Here is a 22,755-nt window from a genome sequence, read left to right as displayed (position 1 = left end):
AGCTCTTCCTCCTCTCGGCACGAACTGGGTCTCCATTGCTGAACGAGCAGAGGAGGCTCTGAACCCATGGACGCATTTGCCCCGACCGTAACCACCGGCCCGTTGCCGGCGTCGCGCAAGGTCTACAAACCCGGAACGCTTCACCCCGAGATTCGCGTGCCCATGCGCGAAATCGCCGTGCATCCAAGCGCCGGCGAACCGCCGGTGACCGTCTACGATTCCTCCGGCCCATACTCTGATCCCGACGTGCTGATCGAGATCGACAGGGGCCTGCCGCGCATCCGCGACGCCTGGGTAAAGGCGCGCGGCGACGTGGAAGCCTATGAGGGACGCCACGTCAAACCGGAAGACAATGGTTTTGCCACCGGGGACCGGCTGACGCCGGAATTTCCCATTCGCCATCAGCCGCTGAAAGCGAAGGACGGCAAGGCCGTCACGCAGCTCGCCTATGCGCGCGCCGGCATCATCACGCCGGAGATGGAATTCATCGCCATCCGTGAAAATCTCGGACGCGCGCAGGCCAAGGCCGCGCTTGCCCGCGACGGCGAGAGCTTTGGCGCATCGATCCCCGATTTCGTGACGCCGGAATTCGTGCGTGACGAGGTGGCGCGCGGCCGGGCCGTGATCCCCTCCAACATCAACCACCCGGAAGCCGAGCCGATGATCATCGGCCGCAACTTCCTTGTGAAGATCAACGCCAATATCGGCAATTCCGCTGTCACCTCTTCCATGGCAGAGGAAGTGGAAAAGATGGTGTGGGCGACGCGCTGGGGCGGCGATACGGTGATGGACCTGTCGACCGGCCGCAACATTCACAACATCCGCGAATGGATCATCCGCAATTCGCCCGTGCCGATCGGTACCGTGCCGATCTATCAGGCGCTGGAAAAGGTGAACGGCATTGCCGAAGACCTGAACTGGGAGGTGTTCCGCGACACGCTGATCGAACAGGCCGAACAGGGCGTCGACTATTTCACCATCCATGCGGGTGTGCGCCTGCACTACATTCCGCTGACGGTCGACCGTGTCACGGGCATCGTTTCGCGCGGCGGATCGATCATGGCCAAGTGGTGCCTGCACCATCACAAGGAGAGCTTTCTCTACGAGAACTTTGCGGAAATCTGCGACATCTGCCGCGCCTATGACGTGTCGTTCTCGCTGGGCGACGGCCTGCGGCCCGGCTCCATCGCCGACGCCAATGACGCAGCCCAGTTTGCCGAGCTGGAAACGCTGGGCGAACTGACGAAGATCGCCTGGGAGAAGGACTGTCAGGTTATCATCGAAGGCCCCGGTCATGTGCCCATGCACAAGATCAAGGAAAACATGGACAAGCAGCTCGAGGTCTGTGGCGAGGCCCCGTTCTATACGCTTGGGCCGCTCACCACGGACATTGCGCCGGGCTATGACCACATCACGAGCGGCATCGGCGCGGCGATGATCGGCTGGTATGGCACGGCCATGCTCTGCTACGTCACGCCGAAAGAGCATCTGGGCCTGCCTGACCGCGATGACGTGAAGACAGGCGTCATCACCTACAAGATCGCGGCGCATGCGGCGGACCTCGCCAAGGGGCATCCGGCGGCGAAGATCCGCGATGATGCGCTTTCGCGGGCGCGCTTCGAGTTCCGCTGGGAGGATCAGTTCAACCTCTCGCTGGACCCGGAAACGGCGCGTAATTTCCATGATCAGACCCTGCCGAAGGAAGCGCACAAGGTGGCGCATTTCTGCTCCATGTGCGGCCCGAAATTCTGCTCCATGCGCATTTCCCACGATATCCGCGCCGAGGCGCAGAAGGAGGGGATGGCGAAGATGGCGGAGAAGTTCCGCGAGGGCGGCGATCTCTACATGCCGCTCGACCAGGTGGCGGCGGAGAACGGGGACTGACCCATGCATGTCCTCATTCGCGGGGCCGGCATTGCCGGCCTCACGCTGGCCCATGAGCTTGTCCGGGCGGGCGCGCAGGTGACTGTCTGCGACGTTCGCACCGGATCGGCGGGCAGCGCCTCATGGCTTGCCGGCGGGATGCTTGCGCCCTGGTGCGAGCGCGAGAGCGCGGAGGAGCCGGTTCTGACACTGGGACGCCTTGCTGCGGACTGGTGGGACACGGCGCTGCCCGGCCATGTGTTGCGCAATGGAACGCTGGTGGTCGCGCCTGCGCGCGATGCAGCGGAACTCAACCGCTTCGCCACCCGAACGGACGGCCATGCGTGGCTGGATGGCGACGCCGTGGCCGCACTGGAGCCCGATCTCGCCGGACGGTTTCGGCGTGGGCTCTTCTTCCGGGACGAAGCGCATCTCGACCCGCGCCGGGCGATGACGGCGCTGATCGCCAGGTTGAAAGCGGCAGGTGTACGCTTCGCTTACGGTAATGATACGCCGGTTGAGGCGGACAGGATTGCCGATTGCACCGGCATGGCGGCCGCTGACGACGGGCTGCGCGGGGTACGTGGCGAAATGCTTCTGCTGCGCACGAAAGAGATCAGCCTTTCACGCCCGGTGCGTCTGCTTCATCCGCGCATTCCGGTCTATATCGTGCCGCGCGAGGGGCATTACTTCATGGTCGGCGCGACGATGATCGAAAGCGATGATGACGGGCCGATCAGCGCCCGCTCGACAATGGAACTCCTGAACGCGGCCTACAGCCTGCACCCGGCCTTTGCGGAAGCGAAGATCGTGGAGACGGGCGCCGGCGTGCGCCCGGCCTATGCCGACAATCTGCCGCGGGTGAAGCAGACCCGGGAGGGGATCAGCGTGAACGGCTTTTATCGCCATGGCTTTCTGCTCTCGCCCGCAATGGCGCAGGAGGCGGCGGCCCTGATCCTGAAAGAACGCGTGGAGGCTCTGAATGAAGCTCACGGTTAATGGCGAGGAGCAGCGCGTGACGGCAACGACGCTTGCCGCCCTTCTCGACGAACTCGACTATGCGCCCGACTTTCTCGCCACGGCGCGCAATGGCGAACTGGTGCCGGCGGGAGAGCGCGTTCTCTGCACACTCGATGAAGGCGACCGGATCGAAATCCTCTCGCCCATGCAGGGAGGCTGACATGCTGACGCTCTACGGCGAAACACTGACATCGCGGCTTCTGCTGGGCACTGCGCAATACCCCTCCCCCGCCATCATGGCCGAGGCGGTGCAGGCTTCTGCCTGCGATATCGTGACCGTGTCGCTGCGACGCGAGACGGCCGGAAACAGTACGGGCGGGCAGTTCTGGGAGCTGGTCCGCGAGCTTGGGGTGCGGGTTCTGCCAAACACGGCGGGCTGCCACTCGGTGAAGGAAGCGGTGACCACGGCGCAGATGGCGCGCGAGCTTTTCGGCACGGACTGGATCAAGCTCGAAGTGATCGGCCACCATGACACGCTTCAGCCGGACGTGTTTGGCCTCGTGGAAGCCGCGCGCATCCTGAGTGCCGAGGGTTTCAGGGTGTTTCCCTACACGACCGACGATCTGGTGGTGGCCGAACGGCTTCTTGAGGCGGGATGCGAGGTTCTGATGCCCTGGTGCGCGCCCATCGGCTCGGCGCGCGGGCCTGTGAACGTGGACGGATTGCGGGCGATCCGGGCGCATTTCCCCGACATTCCGCTGATCGTGGATGCGGGGCTTGGACGCCCCTCGCATGCGGGCATGGTGATGGAGCTTGGTTTCGACGCGGTTCTTCTGAACACGGCCGTTGCAAAGGCCGGTGATCCGGTGGCAATGGCGGCAGCCTTTGCCGGGGCGGTCGAGGCCGGCCACGTGGCTTTTCGCGCCGGGCCGCTGGAGCCGCGCGACATGGCCGTTCCCTCAACCCCGATTATTGGCAAGGCCGTTTTCGAATGAAGCTTGATCCCTTTTATCTCATCGTTGACAGCGCGGCGTGGATTGCCCGGCTTGCGCCTCTGGGCGTGAAGCTGGTGCAGTTGCGCATCAAGGAGATGGATGAGCAAAACCTCAAGGCCGAGATCGCCGAGGCAAAGCGCATCTGCGCCGGTCACGACTGCCAGCTGATCGTCAACGACCACTGGCGGCTTGCCATCGAGACGGGCTGCGACTTCATCCATCTGGGACAGGAAGATCTGACGGAAGCCGATCTTGGCGCGATCCGCGCGGCGGGGATGAAGCTTGGCATCAGCACCCATGATGGAGCGGAACTGCGCACGGCGCTCGCCGAAAAACCGGAATATGTGGCGCTCGGTCCGGTCTATCCGACGATCCTGAAGAAGATGAAATGGGCGCCACAGGGGCTCGACCGGCTGGCCGACTGGCGAAAGCGTGTCGGCGATGTGCCGCTGGTGGCGATTGGCGGGCTGAACCCGGAGCGGTTGCCCGGCGTGTTTGGAGCCGGTGCGGACAGCGCCGCCGTGGTCACGGACATCACTTTGAACCCCGATCCGGAAGCGCGCACCCGCGAATGGCTGGCGGCGACGGAGAAATGGCGATGAGTGCGGCGCATGTGCTGGTGGTCGCCGGCTCGGATTCCTCCGGCGGGGCCGGTATTGCGCGCGACATCGAGACGATTTCCGCGTTCGGCGTGAAGACATGCCTTGCCGTGACGGCAGTGACCGTGCAGACGCATGAGGCGGTGAGCCGCGTCGACCTCTGCGCCCCTGAGATGGTGGAAGCGCAGATGCTTGCCGCCCTTTCGGCAAACCGGGTGACGGCGATCAAGATCGGCATGCTGGGAGCCGGTGAGACGGTGGAGCGCGTCGCGGCCATTCTGCGCGCAAATGCCGACATTCCGGTGGTGCTCGATCCGGTGATCGCTTCGTCTTCCGGGCGGGCGCTGCTTGCCGAAGACGCGATTGAAACCATGCGCGAAAAGCTGATGCCGCTTTGCAGCCTTGTGACGCCCAACCTGCCGGAACTGGCGCTTTTGACGCGAGAGGAAGAAGCGGAATGCGAGGCTGACCGGCATGCCCAGGCAGGCCGGATGCTTGCCGGGGGCGTGCGCGCGCTGCTGGTGAAGGGTGGACATGCGCGTGGTGTTCGCGCGGTTGACACGCTCTTTCGGGCGGACGGGCCACCGCTTCATTTTGACGGACCGCGCCTGCCCGGCGCAATGCGCGGCACCGGCTGCATGCTGGCGAGCGCCGTCGCGGCTGGCCTCGCCCGGGGCGATGCACTTGAGGCAAGCGTGCGGACGGCCAAAACCCATCTTTCCGAACGCTGGCTGGCTGCCTGAGGCAGGCTGCGCCCGGCTGTCACTCAGCGTCAGCCTTGGTGAGACACTAAAACCATTTCAATCCTCGTTCGATGGCGTATAAAACGCCCCGCGCCTGCGGGCGCTTTTCCTTTCAGATCACAAGTTCAGGCAAAGCCATGACCGAGAAGACGTTTCACATCAATCTTACCTGCGAAGATCGCCCCGGCATCGTGGCGGCAGTGACGACGGAACTCGCCGGTCTGGGTGCGAACATCGCTGAATCCAACCAGTTCTGGGATCGCCAGAGCAACCGCTTCTTCATGCGCATTGCCGCGACCGCGCCCGAGGGCGTGGAACGCGACGGGCTGATGCGCGCGCTGGAGCCGGCCATTGCGCGCTTCGACATGAAGACCGCGATGAGCGACACGACGCGGCGGCCGAAGATCATCATCATGGTGTCGAAGTTCGACCACGCGCTGCTGCACCTGCTCTACCAGATCCGTGTCGGCTGGCTGGACGCCGAGGTGGTGGCCATCGTTTCGAACCATGAGGATTCACGCCGCACGGCGGAGATGGAGGGCATCCCCTATCACTGCTGGAAGGTGAACAAGGAGAACAAGCAGGAGCAGGAAGCAAAGCTGCTTGAGCTGTTCAAGGAGACGGGCGCGGATCTCGTCATCCTCGCGCGCTATATGCAGGTGCTTTCGAACGAGCTCTCGAACCGTCTCTACGGCAAAGTGATCAACATTCACCATTCGTTTCTGCCGAGCTTCAAGGGCGCGAAGCCCTATCATCAGGCGCATGAGCGCGGCGTGAAGCTGATCGGCGCGACGGCGCATTATGTGACGCCGGATCTCGATGAGGGGCCGATCATCGAGCAGGAAACCGAGCGTGTGACGCATGCCATGACGGCAGAGGATTTCGTTGCCACCGGCCGCGACATCGAAAGCCGGGTTCTGGCCCGCGCCGTGAAGCTGCACCTGGAAAACCGGGTGATGATGAACGGGCACAAGACGGTCGTCTTCGGGTGACACCTGTCAACAGTGTGTCGTGAAGGGCGCTCGGGTGTTTTGATCCCGTNGGCCCGCGCCGTGAAGCTGCACCTGGAAAACCGGGTGATGATGAACGGGCACAAGACGGTCGTCTTCGGGTGACACCTGTCAACAGTGTGTCGTGAAGGGCGCTCGGGTGTTTTGATCCCGTTCTCCGGTTTTCGTCATGCCCGGCCTTGAGCCGGGTATCCATGCCGTCGTCGGCGCAAATGATTGCGGTTCTGGCATGGATCCTCGGGTCAGGCCCGAGGATGACGAAGTGTGGAGGTGGGCTGGGGGTGTTCGGCTCGCGGTAGCGCTGTTTTGCCTCTGCGCGCGGAAAGTGGCGTGGAAAACGCGTAGGACGGTGAGGCCCGGCATGCGGAGGATGTCCCCGTTCACGCTGAGGTTGGCGTTCCGCCTTTCTTCCCGGTTTTCGTCATGCCCGGCCTTGAGCCGGGTATCCATGCCGTTGTCGGTGCAAATGATCGCGGTTCTGGCATGGATCCTCGGGTCAGGCCCGAGGATGACGAAGTGTGGAGGTGGGCTGGGGGTGTTCGGCTCGCGGTAGCGCTGTTTTGCCTCTGCGCGCGGAAAGTGGCGTGGAAAACGCGTAGGACGGTGAGGCCCGGCATGCGGAGGATGTCCCCGTTCACGCTGAGGTTGGCGTTCCGCCTTTCTTCCCGGTTTTCGTCATGCCCGGCCTTGAGCCGGGTATCCATGCCGTTGTCGGTGCAAATGATCGCGGTTCTGGCATGGATCCTCGGGTCAGGCCCGAGGATGACGAAGTGTGGAGGTGGGCTGGGGGTGTTCGGCTCGCGGTAGCGCTGTTTTGCCTCTGCGCGCGGAAAGTGGCGTGGAAAACGCGTAGGACGGTGAGGCCCGGCATGCGGAGGATGTCCCCGTTCACGCTGAGGTTGGCGTTCCGCCTTTCTTCCCGGTTTTCGTCATGCCCGGCCTTGAGCCGGGTATCCATGCCGTTGTCGGTGCAAATGATCGCGGTTCTGGCATGGATCCTCGGGTCAGGCCCGAGGATGACGAAGTGTGGAGGTGGGCTGGGGGTGTTCGGCTCGCGGTAGCGCTGTTTTGCCTCTGCGCGCGGAAAGTGCGCGGGGAAAACGCGTAGGACGGTGAGGCCCGGCATGCGGAGGATGTCCCCGTTCACGCTGAGGGTTGGGCGTCCCGCTTTGCTCTCCGGTTTTCGTCATGCCCGGCCTTGAGCCGGGTATCCATGCCGTCGTCTGTGAAAATGATTGCGGTTCTGGCGTGGATCCTCGGGTCGGGCCCGAGGATGACGAAGTGTGGAGGTGGGCTGGAGCTGGTTCAGCCCGCCGCAGCGCGGTTTCGCCTGCGGGCGCGGAAGGCGAGCAGGAAGGCGAGGCCCAGCATGGTTGCGGTGATGGCGTAGAGTGTCAGCGCGATGGGGCTTGAGACCAGAATCTGGAAGTCGCCATTCGAGATGGAGAGTGCGCGGCGCAGATTGTTTTCCATGTCCGCACCCAGAAGCAGCCCCAGAATGACCGGCACCAGCGAAATGCCCAGCATGCGCAGGATGTAGCCGATCACGCCGAACCCGACCATGACGAACAGGTCGAAGGTGGAATGGCTGATCGAGTAGACGCCCAGGAAGCTGACCATCACGACGAAGGGCATCAGCACCCATTGCGGCATGGAAAGCATGCGTGTGAACAGGCCGATCATCGGGATGTTCATGATGAGCAGCGCGACATTGGCCAGGTAGAGCGCGGCGATGAGGCCCCAGACCAGTTCCGGCTGCCGGTCGAAGAGCAGCGGGCCGGGCTGGATGTTGAGCGAGATGAGCAACGCCAGCATGACGGCGGTGGTGCCGCTGCCGGGCACGCCGAGCGTGAGCATGGGGATGAGCGCGCCGCCGGACGCGGCGTTGTTGCCGGCCTCGGGCGCAGCGATGCCGCGCGGATCGCCCTGCCCGAATTTGCCGTCCTTGGCGCTCCAGCGCTGTTCGGCGATGTAAGACATGAACGCGCCGAGTGATGCGCCGGCGCCCGGCAGGATGCCGCAGACAAAGCCGATGACCGAGCCGCGCAGATTGGCCCAGCCGCCGGACATCATGTCCTTGAAGCGCGGCAGCGCACGGCCAAGCGGGACCATTTTGGTTTCGCCCTGATGCACCCGCTCCAGATAGACCAGCACTTCGGAGATGGCGAACAGGCCGACAATGGCGACGATGGGGTCGAAACCGTCATAGAGATGGAACGAACCGGCGGTGTAGCGCGCGGTGCCCGTGGCCGGGTCGAGGCCGACCGTGGCGATCATCAGGCCGATGAAGGCCGCGAGCAGCGTTTTGAACGGATTGACCGAGGTGATGCCGCCAATGGTGGCGAACGCCATGACATAGAGTGCGAAATAATCGGCGGGGCCGAAATAGATGGCGGCCTTGGCCAGAAGCGGCGCAAACAGGGTGAGGCCGATGGTGGCGAAGGTCGCGCCGATGAAGGAGGCGACGGCGGAGATGGCGAGCGCTTCCGACGCCTTGCCGGCGCGCGCCATGGGGTAGCCGTCGAGCGTTGTCATGATCGCCGGTTCATCGCCGGGGATGTTGAGCATGATCGACGAAATGCGCCCGCCATACATGCAGCCATAATAGATGCATGACAGCATGATGAGCGCCGAGGTGGGCTCCAGCCCGAGCGAGAAGGCGAGCGGGATGAGAATGGCAACGCCGTTTACCGGACCAAGGCCCGGCAGCGCGCCGATCAGCGTTCCCGCAAAGCAGCCGAACAGCGCCAGAGCCAGATTGGTCGGCGTGATGGCGACCGCAAAGCCTTGCGCAAGGGCGGAGAGCATATCCATGAAATCAGCTCACGAATTCTGGGAGAAGCGGCAGCGGCAGGCCGAGCAGCTTGTCGAAGGTGAGGAACAGGAACGCGCTCATGATTGCCGCCGAAGCGATGGATTTCGGCCAGGAACTGCGCAGAATGCGCCCGAAAAGCGCGACGGCGATGAAGGTGGCAAGCGGAAAACCGAGCACTTCCAGAAAGCCCGCATAGGCAAGCAGCAGCGAGACCGCCGCCACCTGCAGCAACAGCGGCTTGCCCGTGACCCAGGCCGGTTCCTCATCGGGCCGGATGATCATGACCAGGCTGAGAATGGCCGCAGGCACGGACAGCATGACGGGGAAGGCCGCGGGGCCAAGAGGGTCGCCGAAGCTCGCCTCATAGTCTCCCGCGGTCACGCCGTACCAGATCGAAATGGCCAGAAGAAAAAGGCCGACGATCCTGTCTGTCACTTGATGACTCCGATCTCCTGGGAAATCTTGCGCATCTGCTCGGACTGATCCTTCACATAGGCTTCGAATTCGTCGCCGCCGCGCCAGACCGGAACAAGGCCGTTGGCCTGCGCCGTCTCTTTCCAGTCATCGGTGTCATAGAGGTTCTGCAGACGGTCGACCCAGGCGCTGTAGCCTTCGTCGGACACCTCGCCGCCCGTGTAGAAACCGCGCCAGTTGTAGCCGGTCACGTCGAGGCCCTGCTCCTTGGCGGTCGGGGCGTCGGGGAAGGCAGGAATGCGGTCGTCGGAAAGGGCTGCGAGAATGCGCACATCGCCCGATTCCACAAAACCTGCGATCTCGCCGAGATCGGTGGAGACCGCCTGCACCTGACCGCCGATCATCTGCGTGACGGCCGGGCTGCCGCCGTCGAACTGCACCCAGCGGATCTGCTTGTAGTCATCGCCGGAAAGGCCTGCGGCCTGCGCCAACATGAGAAGGCGGATGTGGTCCCAGCCGCCCGCACCGGACGAACCGGCGACGGCAAGCGCGCTCGGGTCTTTCTTGAGCGCCGCAACCAGATCATCGAGCGTCTTGAATTCGGAGTCCTTTGGCACGAGAATGACGCCGACATCGGTGCCGAGCATGGCAACCCAGCGCATCACGGATGTGTCTGCCGGATATTTGCCCTGCGCGATCTGCGTGACGCCCACCGTGGAGGTGGCGACCATCAGATCCGCGTCATCGGCGCGCGAGGACATGACCTTGGCATAGGCAACTGCGCCCACGCCGCCCGGCATGTTGGTGACCTGCACCGGGGCGTCCACGCGTTTCTGGTCAAAGAGCATCTTGCCGATGGTGCGGCAGGTGAAGTCCCAGCCGCCGCCGGGGTCGGCGGGCGCAATGCATTCGGCTGCCGTCGCGCCGGCAACGGAGAGCGACGTCCAAACGACGGCCGCTCCAAAGAGCTTCGATAATTTCCTCATCAAGTCCTCCCTTGTTGAAACCGAGATGCGAGATCCCGAAGCCGGTTTCCCTGACCGGCCTCAGCCTCCTTCCACGAACCCGCGCGCGCCAAAAAGGCGACGCGAATCCTCCAGCGCCTGCAGGATCTGCCCACGCACATCCTGCGCATGCCTGCGAATGGCGGCGGCGGCCTCCTCAGTCTTCCGCTGCCTTACAAGCGCTATGATTTCATTGTGTTCGCGATGGGCAATCGCGCGCGCCTCCGGCGAGCTGGCAACCAGCCAGCGGGCGCGGATCGTGCGGTTGACCGCATCCTGCACCGCGTCGCGCAAAAAGCGGTTTCCCGAAAGGGCCGCAAGCTGCACGTGAACGTCGAGCCCGGCCTCGAACCAGTCGTCCGGCGTGAAATCGCTTAAGCCCTCATCCACCGTGCGCAGAATGACGTCCAGCTCTTCGGGCCTGGCGCGTTCACAGGCAAGGCGGATCGCCGCATCCTCGACAATCTCGCGGTATTCGAAGATCTCTTCGAGCTGCTGGAGATCGAACGGCGCGATGGCGTAGCCGCGCTCTGCCTTGACCACGAGCCCTTCGCGGATCAGTTCCGCCAGCGCCTGCCGGATGGGCGTGCGCGACACGCCATAGGCTGCCTCCAGCGAACGCTCCGAGACGACCTCGCCCGGCGCGAGCTTGAGCGACAGAACATCGCCGCGAATGCGCGACAGGACACGCTCGCCAAGCGGCTGTTCGGACATGTCGCGCGCGGCCTCACCCATGGGTCGTCTGTCTTCCTCCCGGATGCGCAGCCGAGTGCGTGGGCCGCGCCATTGTTCTTCCGGTCGCCATTTTCTGAAGGGCCATTGACCGGACTTTGCGAGACGGTATACCAATCCGGTCTACCGATGCAATCAGGTGGGAGGAAAAATCGTGACAGCAGCAACCGGCCACCATGTGAAGGGCTTCCCCGAGACCGTCAGCGTCATCGAGGTGGGGCCGCGCGACGGATTGCAATCGGAACCGGAATTCGTGCCGACGGACAGGAAAATCGCCCTCGTCAACGGGTTGATCAATGCCGGCATCCGTCATCTGGAGGTGACCTCCTTCGTCTCGCCGCGCGCGGTGCCGCAACTGCGCGATGCAGCAGACGTTCTGGCCGGGATCGACCGCTCGAAGGGGGCGGTGCTGACTGCGCTGGTGCCCAACGCAAAGGGCGCGGTTCGTGCAGCCGAGGCCGGCATCGACGCGATGGTCGTTTTCATGTCGGCGTCGGAGAGCCACAATCTGAAGAATGTGAACCGCACCCGCGCCCAGTCTCTGGAAGGATTTGCGGACATCGTGCGGATTGCCGGAGAAGCGAACATTCCCGTCTTCGGCGCGATTGCGACGTCTTTCGGCTGCCCGTTTGAGGGCAATCTGCCGGTGAGCGCCATCGTGGACATTGCACGGGCCTATCGGGACATGGGCATCACCACGCTTTCGCTGGGCGACACCACCGGCATGGCCACGCCGCCGCTGGTGCAGGAGCGCTGCCGCGCGCTTGGCGAGGCGGTGCCGGAAGCCGACATCGCGCTGCATTTTCACAACACGCGCGGTGTGGGGCTGGCCTGCGTCTATGCCGGGCTTCTGGAAGGCGTGACCCGCTATGAGGCAAGCATTGGCGGGCTCGGCGGCTGCCCCTACGCGCCGAATGCGACGGGCAATATCTGCACCGAAGATCTGGTTTACATGCTGGATGAATGCGGCGTGGAAAGCGGCGTCGATCTCGACAGGCTGATCAGGGTTTCGCGGGAGGCGGAAGCGGTGATCGGGCGCACCCTGCCCGGCCAGGTTATGAAGGCGGGGCCACGGCTTCAAACCTACGGCATGGACAGTGTTGCGACGGCCAATGGCTGACGGGATGACCGACATGAAAGCGCCTCTAGACGGTATCCGCGTCATCGACCTGACCCGCGTTCTCTCCGGCCCCTTCTGCACCATGATGCTGGGCGACATGGGCGCGGAAATCATCAAGGTGGAGCCCGCCAAGGGCGACCCTATCCGCGAACAGGGCACGCTGCGGGATGGGTTTTCCGCCTATTATGCGAGCTTCAACCGCAACAAGAAGTCGGTCGTCATCGATCTTTACAGCGATAGCGGCCGGCAGGTGCTGGAACGCCTGATCGCCAGCGCGGATGTGCTGGTCGACAATTTTCGCCCCGGCGTGATGGCCAAGATGGGCTTTGGCGAAGAGCGCCTGAACGCGCTGAACCCGAAGCTGGTGACCGCCAATGTGAACGGCTACGGCTCGACCGGCCCCTATGTGGAGCGCCCGGCTTTCGACTTCATCGCACAGGCGATGAGCGGGCTAATGGGCGTGAATGGTGCGGAAGGCGGGGAACCCATGCGGGTTGCGCAGCCGATCACCGATCTTGTGGCCGGGCTCTACTGCGCTTTCGGCATCGTCAACGCGCTGCGCGCCCGCGATCTTAATGGCGCGGGACAGCATGTGGAAACCGCCATGATGAATGGCGCAATCAGCATGATGGCCTATCTGGCGTCCGAATATTTCATCACCGGGGAACTGCCCGCCCGTACCGGCAACGACCACCCGCTGGTCGCCCCTTACGGGCTGTTCCGGGCGAGCGATGGCGAAATTGCGGTGGCTCCATCGAATGATGTGATCCTGAAGCGCTTTCTCGATGTGCTGGGGCTTGGCCATCTGCTTGAGGACGCGCGCTATGACACGAATGAAAAGCGTTTCGGCCGACGCGCCGAGCTGAACGAGATGATCAACGGCGCGGTCGGCGGCGACACACAGGAGGCCTGGATCGCGCGCCTGAATGCCGCCGGTGTGCCCTGCGGCAAGGTGCAGAACCTGGCCGAGGCGCTGAATGACCCGCAGACGCGCGCGCAGGAAATGGTTATCGAGGTGGACCAGCCGAACCATGGGCCGATCCGGATGCTGGGTTTCCCGGTGAAGCTGAGTGGAACGCCATGCCGATTACGCCACCCCGCCCCCGCACTGGGGGAAGACACCAGGGCGGTTTTGGAAACGAGTGGTTTCTCTGCGGACGAGATTGAGGCGCTGGCAAAAGAGGGCGCCATCGGCGGCGATTAGGCTGTGGCATTCAACGCGCCACCCTTGGATCGGCGTTGAACGGCACCCATATGCCGGGGAGTGTCCTGCCCCTCCGGAGTTTCCCCATGGTTCCGTTTTCCGTTCTCGATCTGGCTCCCGTTCCCGACGGTTCGAGTGTTGGAGACGCCCTGCGCAATACGCTTGATCTGGCGCGCCACACCGAGAGCTGGGGTTATCGCCGTTTCTGGCTGGCCGAACACCACAATATGAGCGGCATTGCCAGTGCGGCCACCGCAGTGCTTATCGGCCAGGTGGCTGCGGCGACACAGTCCATCCGCGTTGGTGCGGGCGGCGTGATGCTGCCAAACCATGCGCCGTTGGTCATCGCAGAACAGTTCGGCACGCTCGCGACGCTTTATCCCGACCGCATCGACCTCGGTCTTGGTCGCGCGCCCGGCACCGACATGGCGACGGCGCGTGCGCTGCGGCGCGGGCTGGAAGATGGCGACGGCTTTCCGCGCGATGTGATGGAACTGATGGCCTATCTCGGCGACGGGCAGCCCGGCCAGCAAGTGCGCGCCATTCCCGGCGCGGGCACGCATGTGCCGATCTGGATTCTCGGTTCAAGCCTTTATGGCGCGCAGCTTGCGGCGCATCTGGGCCTGCCCTACGCCTTCGCCTCGCATTTTGCACCCGCGGCGCTGGAACAGGCGAGCGAGATCTATCGCCAGACCTTCCGTCCTTCGGAGCATCTGGAGAAGCCGTATTTCATGATGGCGCTGAACGTTTTTGCAGCCGATACGGACGCGGAAGGCATGTTCCTGAAGTCCACAATGCAGCAGGCTTTTGCCAATCTGCGCCTCGGGCGGCCAGGCCCCCTGCCCCGGCCGATGGAGAATGTGGAAGCAACGTTCGACCCGGCAATCGCGGCAGGTGTGGCGCAGGCGCTGGCCTGCACGGCGGCGGGCAGTCCTGATACGGTGCGCGATGCGCTGCATGGTTTCATCACCCGCTACAGGCCGGATGAAATCATCATCACCGGCCAGATCCACGACCATGAGGCGCGCCTCAAATCCTTCCGGATCGCGGCGGAAATTCTTTCAGAAACCCGGACTTCGCAGGAGGTCTGAGCTCACAGGATGACCCCATAACAGCTCTGTTAGAGATATGCTTTAAGTCTGAACTGATCCAAGGATTTTGGAAAATTTGGTCTGATCGACCTTGAAATCGGCAAATTAAGACCAAACGAGTTTTTGCTCCTGTTATCGTCAAGTGAACAAGAGCGCGGGGAAAACGCGCCTTTCTTCGAACGATAATGGGAGAGAGACATGTCGTCCTCGCAAAAGGCATTGCCAAGCTTACCGCTTGCTCTGACGCCGGTGCTGCTCACGCTCATCGTGCTTGGCGTACAGCTATTCTACTTCGACGATTTTACCCCGCATGTGCCATTGGCCATAGGGCTGGCGATTACCGGCCTTGTCGGCGTCAAGCTGGGGTTTGACTGGGAAGACATCGAAAAGGGCGTGTTCCACGTCATCCACGTGTCGCTGCCTTCCGTTTCGGTTCTGATCACGGTTGGCATGATCATCGGCGTGTGGATCGCGAGTGGCACGGTGCCGACGCTGATCTATTACGGTCTCACCATCCTGTCTCCGCAGATATTCCTCGCCGCCGCCATGCTTTTGTGCGCGGTCGTTTCGCTGTCGCTGGGAACCTCGTGGGGTACGGTCGGCACGGTCGGCCTGGCGCTGATGGGCATTGGCGCGGGGTTCGGCATACCCGTCTACTGGACGGCAGGCGCGGTGGTTTCCGGCGCGTTCTTCGGCGACAAGGTTTCGCCGCTCTCCGACACGACGAACCTTGCCCCGGCGGTGACGGGTGTCGACGTGTTCTCGCACATCAAGAACATGATGCCGACCACCATTCCCTCCATGCTGATTGCGCTTGGTATCTACCTTTTCGCCGGCTATGCGCTGATCGAGTCCGGTGGTGCATCCTTTGACAAGATCACCGCGATCACCTCGTCGCTGCAGGACAATTTCGTGATTTCGCCCTGGCTGCTTCTGCCGGCCATTCTGGTGATCGCGCTGGCCGTGAAGCGCATGCCGCCGATCCCGTCTCTTTTTGCAGGCGTTCTGGCTGGCGGCCTGACGGCGATGCTCGTGCAGGGCGTTGGGCTGCATGATGTCTTCACCTATGCCAATAGCGGCTACAAGATCGACACGGGTGTGAGCGAAATCGACTCGCTGCTCAATCGCGGCGGCATCCAGTCGATGATGTGGACGATCTCACTGGTGCTGATCGCGCTGGGCTTTGGCGGGGCTCTGGAGAAGACCGGCTGCCTGGAGACGATCATCCGCGCCATCATGATGAAGGTAAAGAGCTTCGCCGGCATCCAGACGGCCGCCGTCGGCACCTCCATGGCGACCAATCTGGTGGCGGGCGATCCCTATCTTTCCATCGCGCTGCCCGGCCGCATGTATGCGCCGGTCTATCGTGGCATGGGCTATTCCACGCTCAACCTGTCGCGGGCGATCGAGGAAGGCGGTACGCTGATTTCGCCGCTGGTTCCGTGGAATGCTGGCGGCGCATTCGTCATCAGCGCGCTGGCGCTCGGCGTCTCGGACGGGCATCTGGAGAACCTGCTCTACATTCCGCTCGCCTTTGCCTGCTGGCTCTCACCGGTGATCGGGCTCGTCTATGCCTATACGGGGCTTTTCTCGCCACGGGCGAGCGAGGCGGAGATACAGGGCTGGCACGATAGCGGTGAGACCATCGCTGATCTGAGCGACCATGGCTGGGAGACACCCGCCATACCGAGCACGACACCGGCGGAATAAGCCGCTGTGACACGGACAGGCCCCTTGGATGGACGCGCGGCGATCTACGGGGCCTGTTTCACATTCAGCGGGCGGGGTAGTGAAACGGCTCGCCCGCAAAAGCTTCTGCGCCACGGCCGATCTGGTGGATCGCGCGGATCATCCGGCCTTCGCGCTCAAGGAGCCGGTCGCCCAGCGCGACGATGCGCCGATTGGGCGTGGCGCTCGGCGCGCGCTCGCGCAGCATCTGCGCAAGGGCGAATTCGTCCATCTCGCGGGCGAAGGCGTTGGCGATGACATAGGCGGCGGCGGTGGAGCGGCTGATGCCCGCATAGCAATGCACGACCATTGGCGAGCGCCAGTCCCAGTCCTGTGCGAAATCGAGCAGACGTTCGACATGATCGAGCTCCGGGGCGATGAGGCCGGGACGCAGATCCGCGATGTCGTGCATGGCGAGATGCAGGCGGTTCGGCACGGCGCTGGCATCATCCAGAGCCGGGGGCTCGCCGTTCGAGGTGAGCGAAATCATGTGCTGTGCGCCGGTGGCCTTGAGCATGCGCTGTAGATGCGCGCCGGGGCAGACATAAAGCATTATGCCCCTCCCCCGTCCCGGCTTTGAAGCGCGGCGCGCACGCGCTCGAAAGCCTCATCATCGCCCGGCAGGCCGATGCGCAGGCAATCCGGCCGTCCGGCGAAGCGCCGGACGAGAATGCCGCTGCGGCCAAGATGATCGAAAAGATCCGCCGCGCGCGGATGGCGCAGGAAGCGGAAGAGATCCGTTCCGCCGGCGATGGTCAGACCCTTTTCGTGAAAGAGCGCGTCGAGACGTAAGCGCTCTGTTTCGAGCCTCTGGCGCATGGCGCTTTGCCAGCCATGGTCTGCAAGCGCCTCGAGCCCGGCGTGGAGCGCCGGCCCTGCAACAGCCCACGGACCGAGCCAGCCTGAGAGTTTTTGGGCGCGTTCAGTGGAGGTGAGCGCGAACCCCAGGCGCAGGCCTGCGAGACCGAAGAACTTTCCGAACGAGCGCAGCACGAGGATGTTGCCGGCATCCAGATCGTCGGCGAGGCTTTCGGCCTGCGGGCCGACATCCATGAAAGCCTCATCGACCACCAGAACGCCGCCATCAGCGCGCATGCTTGTGGCGAGATCGAGAAGGTCGCTTCGACCGATCAGCCGCCCGTCGGGATTGTTTGGATTGACCACCACGGCGAGCCGCGCGCCACGAAGCGCATCGAAGCTCTCCACCTCTTCGACCGCATGACCGGCCAGTGCGGCTGCGCGCGCGTGTTCGGCATAGGTGGGGCCGAGAATGCGGGCCGGGCCGGGTGCGAGAAGCGATGCGACCAGCGGGAGAAGAAGCTGCGTTCCGGGCGCGGCGATGACGTTTGCCGCAGACGGCGCGCCGTAATGCCGGGCCGCGTGCGCGGTCAGCGCGGCAATGTCGGCTTCTTCGGGCAGGCGCTCGACGGCGCTGGCAGGCAGCGGCGAAAAAGGATAGGGGTGCGGGTTGATGCCGGTGGACAGGTCGAGCCAGGGTGTCGGCGCGTCTGGAAACTGCGCCGAAGCCCGAACGAGACTGCCGCCGTGATCGGTCACCTTCTCCGCCGCCCGGTCAGCCAGTCGAGGCCTGATGTCCATTCTGATCGCCCTTTCATCCATGCTGGTCGAGCTCGCCATCGGTTATCCGCAGCGGCTCTTTCGCCTGATCGGTCACCCCGTCACCTGGATTGGCCGTCTTATCGCGCTGGCGGACGCGCGATGCAATGTCGAAACCCTTTCGCCCGGTGCGCGCCACCTGAATGGCGCGCTTGCGCTGGTCGGCATTCTGATGCTCGCAGGTCTGGCCGGCTGGTTGATCCAGACGGCCCTTTCCGGCTGGGCCGGGCTGCTGGTCGCCGCTCTCGCCGGCAGTTCGCTGATCGCCCAGCGGAGCCTTGCAAGCCATGTGAAAGCGGTGGCGGACGGGCTGGACGCCGGCGGGCTTCCGGAAGGCCGAAAAGCGGTTTCGCAGATCGTTGGCCGGGACCCCGAAAGCCTCGACGAGGCCGGGGTTTCGCGCGCGGCCATCGAGAGCCTTGCCGAAAACTGCTCCGACGGCGTGGTTGCGCCGGTGTTCTGGCTGGCGGTTGGCGGACTGGCGGGCGGCGCGCTCTACAAGGCTGCGAATACGGCCGATTCCATGATCGGCCACAAGACCGCGCGGCATCTTCATTTCGGCTGGGCGGCGGCGCGTTTCGACGATCTGATCAACCTCCCCGCTTCGCGCCTGACGGCGTTTCTCTTCATTGCCGCCGCGTTCTTCATGCGTGATGCCTCGGCCGGAGCGGCGTTGCGTGCGGTGCGCCGCGATGCGCGCCATCATCGCTCGCCCAATGCCGGCTGGCCGGAAGCGGCGATGGCGGGTGCGCTGGGCCTCGCCCTTGCCGGCCCGCGCCGCTATGGCGGCGAGGTGGTGGATGACGCGGTGATGGGCGATGGCGGCCGCCGCGCGGCCAATGCCGGCGACATCCGCCGGGCGCTCACGCTCTATCGGATTGCAGACGGGCTTTTGATCGGGCTTGTGGCGCTTGCAGCCGGGCTCTGGCATCTGATTTGATCCGTGGCAGCGACGTGGTGCGTGGTTCGACAAGCTCACCATGAGGTAGGGAGAGACGCTGCAATTGCGTCTCCATGCTGATGAACAGGCTCGCAGGATACCGCTTCCCTCAAGGTGAGCTTGTCGAACCACACACCACCTCAAAGCAGGGCGATCTAAAACTCGATGCCCTTCTGCGCTTTCACACCAGCGGCGAAGTGGTGTTTTACCTGCCCCATTTCGGTGACGAGATCGGCGGCCTCGGTGAGTGCTGGCTTGGCGTTGCGGCCGGTCACGACCACATGAAGGTCGTCACGCCGGTTGGTCAGCGTGGTCACGACGCGTTCAAGATCGAGATAGTCGTAGCGCAGTGCGATGTTCAGCTCGTCGAGAACGACAAGACCGATCGTCGGATCGGCCATCAGTTCCTCGGCCTTTTCCCACGCCCGCTCGGCGGCGGCGATGTCGCGCTGGAGATCCTGTGTTTCCCAGGTGAAGCCCTCGCCCATCGTGTGCCAGGAGACCTGATCGCCAAAGGCGGCGAAGGCATCCTTCTCACCGCAATGCCATGCGCCCTTGATGAACTGCACGACACCGACGCGGCGGCCATGGCCGAGCATGCGCAGCGCAAGACCGAAGGCGGCGGTGGATTTTCCCTTGCCCGGCCCCGTATTGACGATCAGAAGACCCTTCTCGACCGTCTTGTCGCGCACCTCGGCGTCTTGGACCGCCTTGCGCTTGGCCATCTTTGCCTTGTGGCGCCCGGCTTCGTTTGCGTCGATCTCTCGCATGTCACTTCACTTTCATAGGCAGGCCGGCAACCACCAGCGTGACGCTGTCGGCAGCGGCGGCGACTTTCTGGTTCAGGAACCCCGCCTCATCGCGGAAACGGCGTCCGAGCGGGGTTTCGGGCACGATGCCGAAGCCGACTTCATTGGAAACGAGAACCGTGGTTCCCTCTCTTGCGGCAAGAGCTGCAAGCAGTCGCTCGGCGGCAGGTTTTAGCTCATGGTCGTTCAGCATGAGATTGCTGAGCCACAGGGTGAGGCAATCGACCAGAACCGTTTCGCGGGCCGGCAGGGTTTGAAGCACCCCCGGCAGGTCGAGCGGGGCGTCGTGCGTCTGCCACGCCCCCTCTACTTCCCCCGGCCCCGCCAATGCCCCTTTGCGCCGCGCGCGGTGAATGGCGATGCGTTCGCGCATCTCGTCATCGAAGGCCTGGGCCGTGGCGATGTAGTGCCAGGGCGCGGGTGCGGCTTCGATCAGCGTTTCGGCATGGCGGCTCTTGCCGGAGCGCGCGCCGCCCAGAACGAAATGAAGTGAACGCATCGTCAGATCCGCCGGCTCAGCCGACAAGCTGTCCGGCAAGGAAGGTTACGCCGACACCGACAATGGCGGCGCCAGCAAGCCGGGGCTGCATGGCCTCAACCGCCCAGCCGCGCGAGCGGACGAGAAAATAGACGCCAAGCGCGATGGCGCTCTGTATTGCGGCAAGGCCTGCGAGATAGGCGATGAGCGGCGTCTGTTCGCTGCCGACAATGGCTTCGCCGAAGGCATAGCCATGGAACACGCCGACCACCAGGAACAGAGCGAAGACGAGCATGTGGCTTTCCACGGCCCGACCGCGCGCCAGAAGCCAGCCGCCAGCAAGAACGCTTGCCGCGATGACGATTTCGGCTGCCGGAAGATCGAGCAGCATCAGGTGCAGGCCGACGCCGACAAGCGAGCCGGCAACAAAGAGAAGCGGCGCGAAAAGGCTCATGCCGGCGACGGCGGCAAACAGGCCGGCAGCGACGATGAAGGCCAGATGATCAAGCCCGATCACGGGATGGGCGAGCCCTGAAACCAGCCCTTCGTAAAGGGTCGTGGGCGTCTGCCCGTCCATGGCGTGATGGGCCTGGGCGCTGGTTGCGAAGAGCGATGCAAAAGCGAATGCGGAAAAAGTGCGCAGGAAACGCGTGTTCATGTCCGGTCCTTTCCCCTCCACCCGAGGGTTACGGTGTTTCTTTCAGGCCGTCGGCAGGTTTCCTGGCTCACGGGTCGATGCGTTTTCCAGCCTTCCCAAGGCGTCATGCCTCAGTGGCTATCAGGAAAACGCTCTCCGCTTACAGTTGCGGGGGCAGCCGTGGTTTTGGCGCGATTGCGCCGCACCACGTTCCCTCTGGGTCCGCTTCAGCGGAACCGACAGCGGGCGGAGCATACAAGAATCGCCACGCCCCGCAAACGCTTTGTTGCCCACATTGACAGACGTGGCAGGCGAGCCGTAAATGCGCAGCAGACGGTCCTTCTCCCGCAATGGAGAGGGCCAGGGTCAGGACCTATCAATATGACCACAATGGTCGGCCTGATTTGTGCGGATACGCGAAGCAAGACAGTAGGAAGACTTCATGTCTTTCAAGGTCTTGCGACAAAGTTGCCCGTGCAAAACAGGCCGATCCGAAGGACGCTCGATAGACCGGCGATCTGCCGCGTCAAACCCCTTGACCGGGGAGAGGCCCCGCTCTGCGGGCTTTTCCTCGCATCTCTTGGTCTATCGAACGCCATTGCGGTCATATTGATAGGTACTGACCCTAGAGGGAATGCGGTGCGGGCCTTGCCCAATGCCGCAGCTGTCCCCGCAACTGTAAGCGGAGAGCGCACCTGACACGCCACTGGGGTTTGCCCTGGGAAGGCTGGAAAGCGCATCGACCCGTGAGCCAGGAAACCTGCCGTCTGCGAATGAAATCCTGACCGCCTGGCGGGTGTCCCGGGCAAGGAGTGTGCATTGTGACTGCTGACAGCGCCGCTGCGCGCCTTCTCCCGACCATTCATGGTGTCTCTGCCAGTACGCGGCCGCAAAAGGCCCGTGCGCCCCTCACCCGCGTCTTATCGTTCTCCACACTCCATCACCTGAAGGATATCCCATGACCACGAGTTTCGACCGGGTTCCCTGCACCGTCGTGACCGGCTTTCTCGGCGCCGGCAAGACGACGCTGATCCGCAATGTTCTGGAAGGCGCGCATGGCAAGCGGCTGGCGATCATCGTCAATGAGTTCGGCGATGCCGGCATTGATGGCGAGGTGCTGAAAAGCTGCGGGCTGGACAATTGCCCCGAGGAAAACGTTCTCGAACTGGCCAATGGCTGCATCTGCTGCACGGTTGCCGATGATTTCGTGCCGGCGCTCGACCAGATCCTCGCACGTGAGCCGAAGGTCGATCACATTCTGATCGAGACGTCCGGTCTGGCGCTGCCAAAGCCGCTGGTGCAGGCCTTTCAGTGGCCGGCAATCAAGAACCGTGTGACGGTCGATGGCGTGATTGCCGTGGTGGACGGGCCGGCGCTTGCCGACGGTCATGTGGCTGCGGACATGGACGCGCTGGATGCACAGCGCGCAGCCGACGATTCGCTCGACCATGATGATCCGATCGAAGAAGTGTTCGACGACCAGGTGGCCTGCGCTGACCTGATCGTTCTGTCGAAGAACGATCTTCTGGATGAGGAAGCCGCCGGGCGCGCCCGCGCGCGGATTGCGGGGCATCTGTCGCGCAATGTGCAGATCGTGCCGAGCGCGCATGGCAAGGTGGACCCTGCCCTGCTGCTGGGTCTCGGGCTTGCCGTCGAGGACGACATCGAGAACCGCAAGACGCATCACGACGATGCGCATGACCATGAGCACGACGATTTCGATACATTCGTTGTCGATCTGCCATCGGTTCTGCGGCCCGAAGATCTGGAAGCGCGTGTCAATGCGGCGGTGGAGACCGGCGAGGTTCTGCGCCTCAAGGGCTTTGCGCATGTGAAGGGCAAGCCCATGCGCCTGCAGGTGCAGGCAGTCGGTCCGCGCGTGTCGCACCATTACGACCGCCCGTGGAAGGCCGGCGAAGCCGCCGAGACGCGGCTTGTCGTGATCGGTCTCAAGGGCATCGACCGCGCGCGTATCGAAAGCCTTCTCTCGGCCTGA

22 protein-coding genes and 2 riboswitches are annotated in these 22,755 nt (G+C 63.6%); of the genes, 13 read left to right on the top strand and 9 right to left on the bottom strand.

Going from position 1 to position 22,755, the window contains the following annotated elements; all coding sequences use genetic code 11:
* Positions 1–66 precede the first annotated feature (66 nt).
* From thiC to purU, 7 genes are all read left to right on the top strand, one after another.
* Entirely contained in the window at positions 67–1,884 is a 1,818-nt protein-coding gene (thiC, locus tag NDI72_RS16690; RefSeq protein ID WP_283801057.1) for a phosphomethylpyrimidine synthase ThiC, read from the top strand.
* Positions 1,885–1,887: 3 nt separating this feature from the next.
* On the top strand, positions 1,888–2,862 hold the full coding sequence (gene thiO / locus NDI72_RS16685) for a glycine oxidase ThiO (protein ID WP_283801055.1): 975 nt from the start codon (positions 1,888–1,890) through the stop codon (positions 2,860–2,862).
* Positions 2,846–3,043, top strand: coding sequence for a sulfur carrier protein ThiS (gene thiS, locus NDI72_RS16680; protein WP_206546446.1), 198 nt, complete (start codon positions 2,846–2,848; stop codon positions 3,041–3,043). The genes thiO and thiS overlap by 17 nt, the downstream gene beginning before the upstream one ends.
* A 1-nt stretch (position 3,044) precedes the next feature.
* Positions 3,045–3,818 carry a thiazole synthase gene (locus NDI72_RS16675; RefSeq protein WP_283801054.1) on the top strand — a complete coding sequence of 258 codons (774 nt, stop codon included), beginning with the start codon at positions 3,045–3,047 and terminating at the stop codon, positions 3,816–3,818.
* Entirely contained in the window at positions 3,815–4,420 is a 606-nt protein-coding gene (locus NDI72_RS16670; protein WP_283801053.1) for a thiamine phosphate synthase, read from the top strand. Before NDI72_RS16675 ends, NDI72_RS16670 begins: the two co-directional genes overlap by 4 nt.
* Positions 4,411–5,160 (top strand): hydroxymethylpyrimidine/phosphomethylpyrimidine kinase, encoded by a 750-nt coding sequence (locus NDI72_RS16665; RefSeq protein WP_283801112.1) that lies wholly within the window; start codon positions 4,411–4,413, stop codon positions 5,158–5,160. Before NDI72_RS16670 ends, NDI72_RS16665 begins: the two co-directional genes overlap by 10 nt.
* A gap of 137 nt (positions 5,161–5,297) precedes the next feature.
* Complete coding sequence (purU, locus tag NDI72_RS16660; RefSeq protein ID WP_113157158.1) at positions 5,298–6,152, top strand: formyltetrahydrofolate deformylase; 855 nt, start codon at positions 5,298–5,300, stop codon at positions 6,150–6,152.
* A 1,323-nt stretch (positions 6,153–7,475) separates the two neighbouring features.
* On the opposite strand, the gene NDI72_RS16655 is transcribed toward purU, so the two are convergent.
* The 4 genes from NDI72_RS16655 to NDI72_RS16640 are packed head-to-tail and all read right to left on the bottom strand — an operon-like array spanning position 7,476 to position 11,138.
* Positions 7,476–8,984, bottom strand: coding sequence for a tripartite tricarboxylate transporter permease (locus NDI72_RS16655; protein WP_206546442.1), 1,509 nt, complete (start codon positions 8,982–8,984; stop codon positions 7,476–7,478).
* Between the two features lie 4 nt (positions 8,985–8,988).
* On the bottom strand, positions 8,989–9,420 hold the full coding sequence (locus tag NDI72_RS16650; RefSeq protein WP_162742448.1) for a tripartite tricarboxylate transporter TctB family protein: 432 nt from the start codon (positions 9,418–9,420) through the stop codon (positions 8,989–8,991).
* A complete protein-coding gene (locus NDI72_RS16645) occupies positions 9,417–10,385 on the bottom strand; it encodes a Bug family tripartite tricarboxylate transporter substrate binding protein (RefSeq protein WP_206548962.1) in 969 nt (322 codons plus the stop codon). Before NDI72_RS16645 ends, NDI72_RS16650 begins: the two co-directional genes overlap by 4 nt.
* A gap of 60 nt (positions 10,386–10,445) precedes the next feature.
* On the bottom strand, positions 10,446–11,138 hold the full coding sequence (locus NDI72_RS16640) for a GntR family transcriptional regulator (protein ID WP_113157026.1): 693 nt from the start codon (positions 11,136–11,138) through the stop codon (positions 10,446–10,448).
* Positions 11,139–11,289: 151 nt separating this feature from the next.
* On the opposite strand from NDI72_RS16640, the gene NDI72_RS16635 reads away from it, so the two are divergent.
* The 4 genes from NDI72_RS16635 (at position 11,290) to nhaC (ending at position 16,260) form a co-directional block, all read left to right on the top strand.
* On the top strand, positions 11,290–12,255 hold the full coding sequence (locus NDI72_RS16635) for a hydroxymethylglutaryl-CoA lyase (protein WP_283801049.1): 966 nt from the start codon (positions 11,290–11,292) through the stop codon (positions 12,253–12,255).
* Positions 12,256–12,268: 13 nt separating this feature from the next.
* Positions 12,269–13,459, top strand: coding sequence for a CaiB/BaiF CoA transferase family protein (locus NDI72_RS16630; RefSeq protein WP_283801048.1), 1,191 nt, complete (start codon positions 12,269–12,271; stop codon positions 13,457–13,459).
* 86 nt (positions 13,460–13,545) lie between these two features.
* Complete coding sequence (locus tag NDI72_RS16625) at positions 13,546–14,550, top strand: LLM class flavin-dependent oxidoreductase (protein WP_283801047.1); 1,005 nt, start codon at positions 13,546–13,548, stop codon at positions 14,548–14,550.
* Positions 14,551–14,748: 198 nt separating this feature from the next.
* Positions 14,749–16,260: a Na+/H+ antiporter NhaC gene (gene nhaC / locus NDI72_RS16620; RefSeq protein WP_206546436.1), complete on the top strand. Its 1,512-nt coding sequence runs from the start codon at positions 14,749–14,751 to the stop codon at positions 16,258–16,260.
* A gap of 64 nt (positions 16,261–16,324) precedes the next feature.
* Here the strand turns inward: nhaC and NDI72_RS16615 are convergent, their stop codons facing one another.
* Both NDI72_RS16615 and cobD read right to left on the bottom strand, forming a co-directional pair.
* Positions 16,325–16,831: a tyrosine phosphatase family protein gene (locus NDI72_RS16615; protein ID WP_113157022.1), complete on the bottom strand. Its 507-nt coding sequence runs from the start codon at positions 16,829–16,831 to the stop codon at positions 16,325–16,327.
* The gene (cobD, locus tag NDI72_RS16610) at positions 16,831–17,877 is read right to left on the bottom strand and encodes a threonine-phosphate decarboxylase CobD (RefSeq protein ID WP_283801046.1); all 1,047 of its coding nucleotides are present in this window, start codon (positions 17,875–17,877) and stop codon (positions 16,831–16,833) included. The genes NDI72_RS16615 and cobD overlap by 1 nt, the downstream gene beginning before the upstream one ends.
* Here cobD and cbiB point away from each other — a divergent pair.
* Positions 17,870–18,835, top strand: a complete 966-nt coding sequence (gene cbiB, locus NDI72_RS16605) for an adenosylcobinamide-phosphate synthase CbiB (protein WP_283801045.1) — start codon at positions 17,870–17,872, stop codon at positions 18,833–18,835. The two genes, cobD and cbiB, sit on opposite strands and share 8 nt — an antisense overlap.
* 155 nt (positions 18,836–18,990) lie before the next feature.
* Here cbiB and cobO read toward each other — a convergent pair whose 3' ends face one another.
* The 3 genes from cobO to NDI72_RS16590 are packed head-to-tail and all read right to left on the bottom strand — an operon-like array spanning position 18,991 to position 20,780.
* Positions 18,991–19,605, bottom strand: a complete 615-nt coding sequence (gene cobO / locus NDI72_RS16600; protein ID WP_206546433.1) for a cob(I)yrinic acid a,c-diamide adenosyltransferase — start codon at positions 19,603–19,605, stop codon at positions 18,991–18,993.
* A gap of 1 nt (position 19,606) precedes the next feature.
* Positions 19,607–20,143, bottom strand: coding sequence for a bifunctional adenosylcobinamide kinase/adenosylcobinamide-phosphate guanylyltransferase (gene cobU / locus NDI72_RS16595; protein WP_283801044.1), 537 nt, complete (start codon positions 20,141–20,143; stop codon positions 19,607–19,609).
* A 16-nt stretch (positions 20,144–20,159) separates the two neighbouring features.
* Positions 20,160–20,780, bottom strand: a complete 621-nt coding sequence (locus NDI72_RS16590) for a HupE/UreJ family protein (RefSeq protein WP_283801043.1) — start codon at positions 20,778–20,780, stop codon at positions 20,160–20,162.
* A gap of 35 nt (positions 20,781–20,815) precedes the next feature.
* A riboswitch (cobalamin riboswitch) is annotated at positions 20,816–21,015 on the bottom strand.
* A gap of 328 nt (positions 21,016–21,343) precedes the next feature.
* Positions 21,344–21,541, top strand: a riboswitch (cobalamin riboswitch).
* 176 nt (positions 21,542–21,717) lie between these two features.
* Here NDI72_RS16590 and cobW point away from each other — a divergent pair.
* Positions 21,718–22,755 (top strand): cobalamin biosynthesis protein CobW, encoded by a 1,038-nt coding sequence (cobW, locus tag NDI72_RS16585; protein WP_206546430.1) that lies wholly within the window; start codon positions 21,718–21,720, stop codon positions 22,753–22,755.

Source organism: Nitratireductor sp. GZWM139 (genome assembly GCF_030068685.1).
Taxonomy (GTDB): Bacteria; Pseudomonadota; Alphaproteobacteria; order Rhizobiales; family Rhizobiaceae; genus Nitratireductor; species Nitratireductor aquimarinus.
The sequence above is the reverse complement of the archived record's forward strand: the minus strand, read 5'-3'. Positions and strand labels throughout refer to the sequence as shown.

Coding starts and splice junctions, on each gene's coding strand:
- thiC (WP_283801057.1), top strand. CDS start 67: ATGGACGCATTTGCCCCGACCGTAACCACCGGCCCGTTGCCGGCGTCG.
- thiO (WP_283801055.1), top strand. CDS start 1,888: ATGCATGTCCTCATTCGCGGGGCCGGCATTGCCGGCCTCACGCTGGCC.
- thiS (WP_206546446.1), top strand. CDS start 2,846: ATGAAGCTCACGGTTAATGGCGAGGAGCAGCGCGTGACGGCAACGACG.
- NDI72_RS16675 (WP_283801054.1), top strand. CDS start 3,045: ATGCTGACGCTCTACGGCGAAACACTGACATCGCGGCTTCTGCTGGGC.
- NDI72_RS16670 (WP_283801053.1), top strand. CDS start 3,815: ATGAAGCTTGATCCCTTTTATCTCATCGTTGACAGCGCGGCGTGGATT.
- NDI72_RS16665 (WP_283801112.1), top strand. CDS start 4,411: ATGGCGATGAGTGCGGCGCATGTGCTGGTGGTCGCCGGCTCGGATTCC.
- purU (WP_113157158.1), top strand. CDS start 5,298: ATGACCGAGAAGACGTTTCACATCAATCTTACCTGCGAAGATCGCCCC.
- NDI72_RS16655 (WP_206546442.1), bottom strand. CDS start 8,984: ATGGATATGCTCTCCGCCCTTGCGCAAGGCTTTGCGGTCGCCATCACG.
- NDI72_RS16645 (WP_206548962.1), bottom strand. CDS start 10,385: ATGAGGAAATTATCGAAGCTCTTTGGAGCGGCCGTCGTTTGGACGTCG.
- NDI72_RS16640 (WP_113157026.1), bottom strand. CDS start 11,138: ATGGGTGAGGCCGCGCGCGACATGTCCGAACAGCCGCTTGGCGAGCGT.
- NDI72_RS16630 (WP_283801048.1), top strand. CDS start 12,269: ATGAAAGCGCCTCTAGACGGTATCCGCGTCATCGACCTGACCCGCGTT.
- NDI72_RS16625 (WP_283801047.1), top strand. CDS start 13,546: ATGGTTCCGTTTTCCGTTCTCGATCTGGCTCCCGTTCCCGACGGTTCG.
- nhaC (WP_206546436.1), top strand. CDS start 14,749: ATGTCGTCCTCGCAAAAGGCATTGCCAAGCTTACCGCTTGCTCTGACG.
- NDI72_RS16615 (WP_113157022.1), bottom strand. CDS start 16,831: ATGCTTTATGTCTGCCCCGGCGCGCATCTACAGCGCATGCTCAAGGCC.
- cbiB (WP_283801045.1), top strand. CDS start 17,870: ATGTCCATTCTGATCGCCCTTTCATCCATGCTGGTCGAGCTCGCCATC.
- cobD (WP_283801046.1), bottom strand. CDS start 17,877: ATGGACATCAGGCCTCGACTGGCTGACCGGGCGGCGGAGAAGGTGACC.
- cobO (WP_206546433.1), bottom strand. CDS start 19,605: ATGCGAGAGATCGACGCAAACGAAGCCGGGCGCCACAAGGCAAAGATG.
- cobU (WP_283801044.1), bottom strand. CDS start 20,143: ATGCGTTCACTTCATTTCGTTCTGGGCGGCGCGCGCTCCGGCAAGAGC.
- NDI72_RS16590 (WP_283801043.1), bottom strand. CDS start 20,780: ATGAACACGCGTTTCCTGCGCACTTTTTCCGCATTCGCTTTTGCATCG.
- cobW (WP_206546430.1), top strand. CDS start 21,718: ATGACCACGAGTTTCGACCGGGTTCCCTGCACCGTCGTGACCGGCTTT.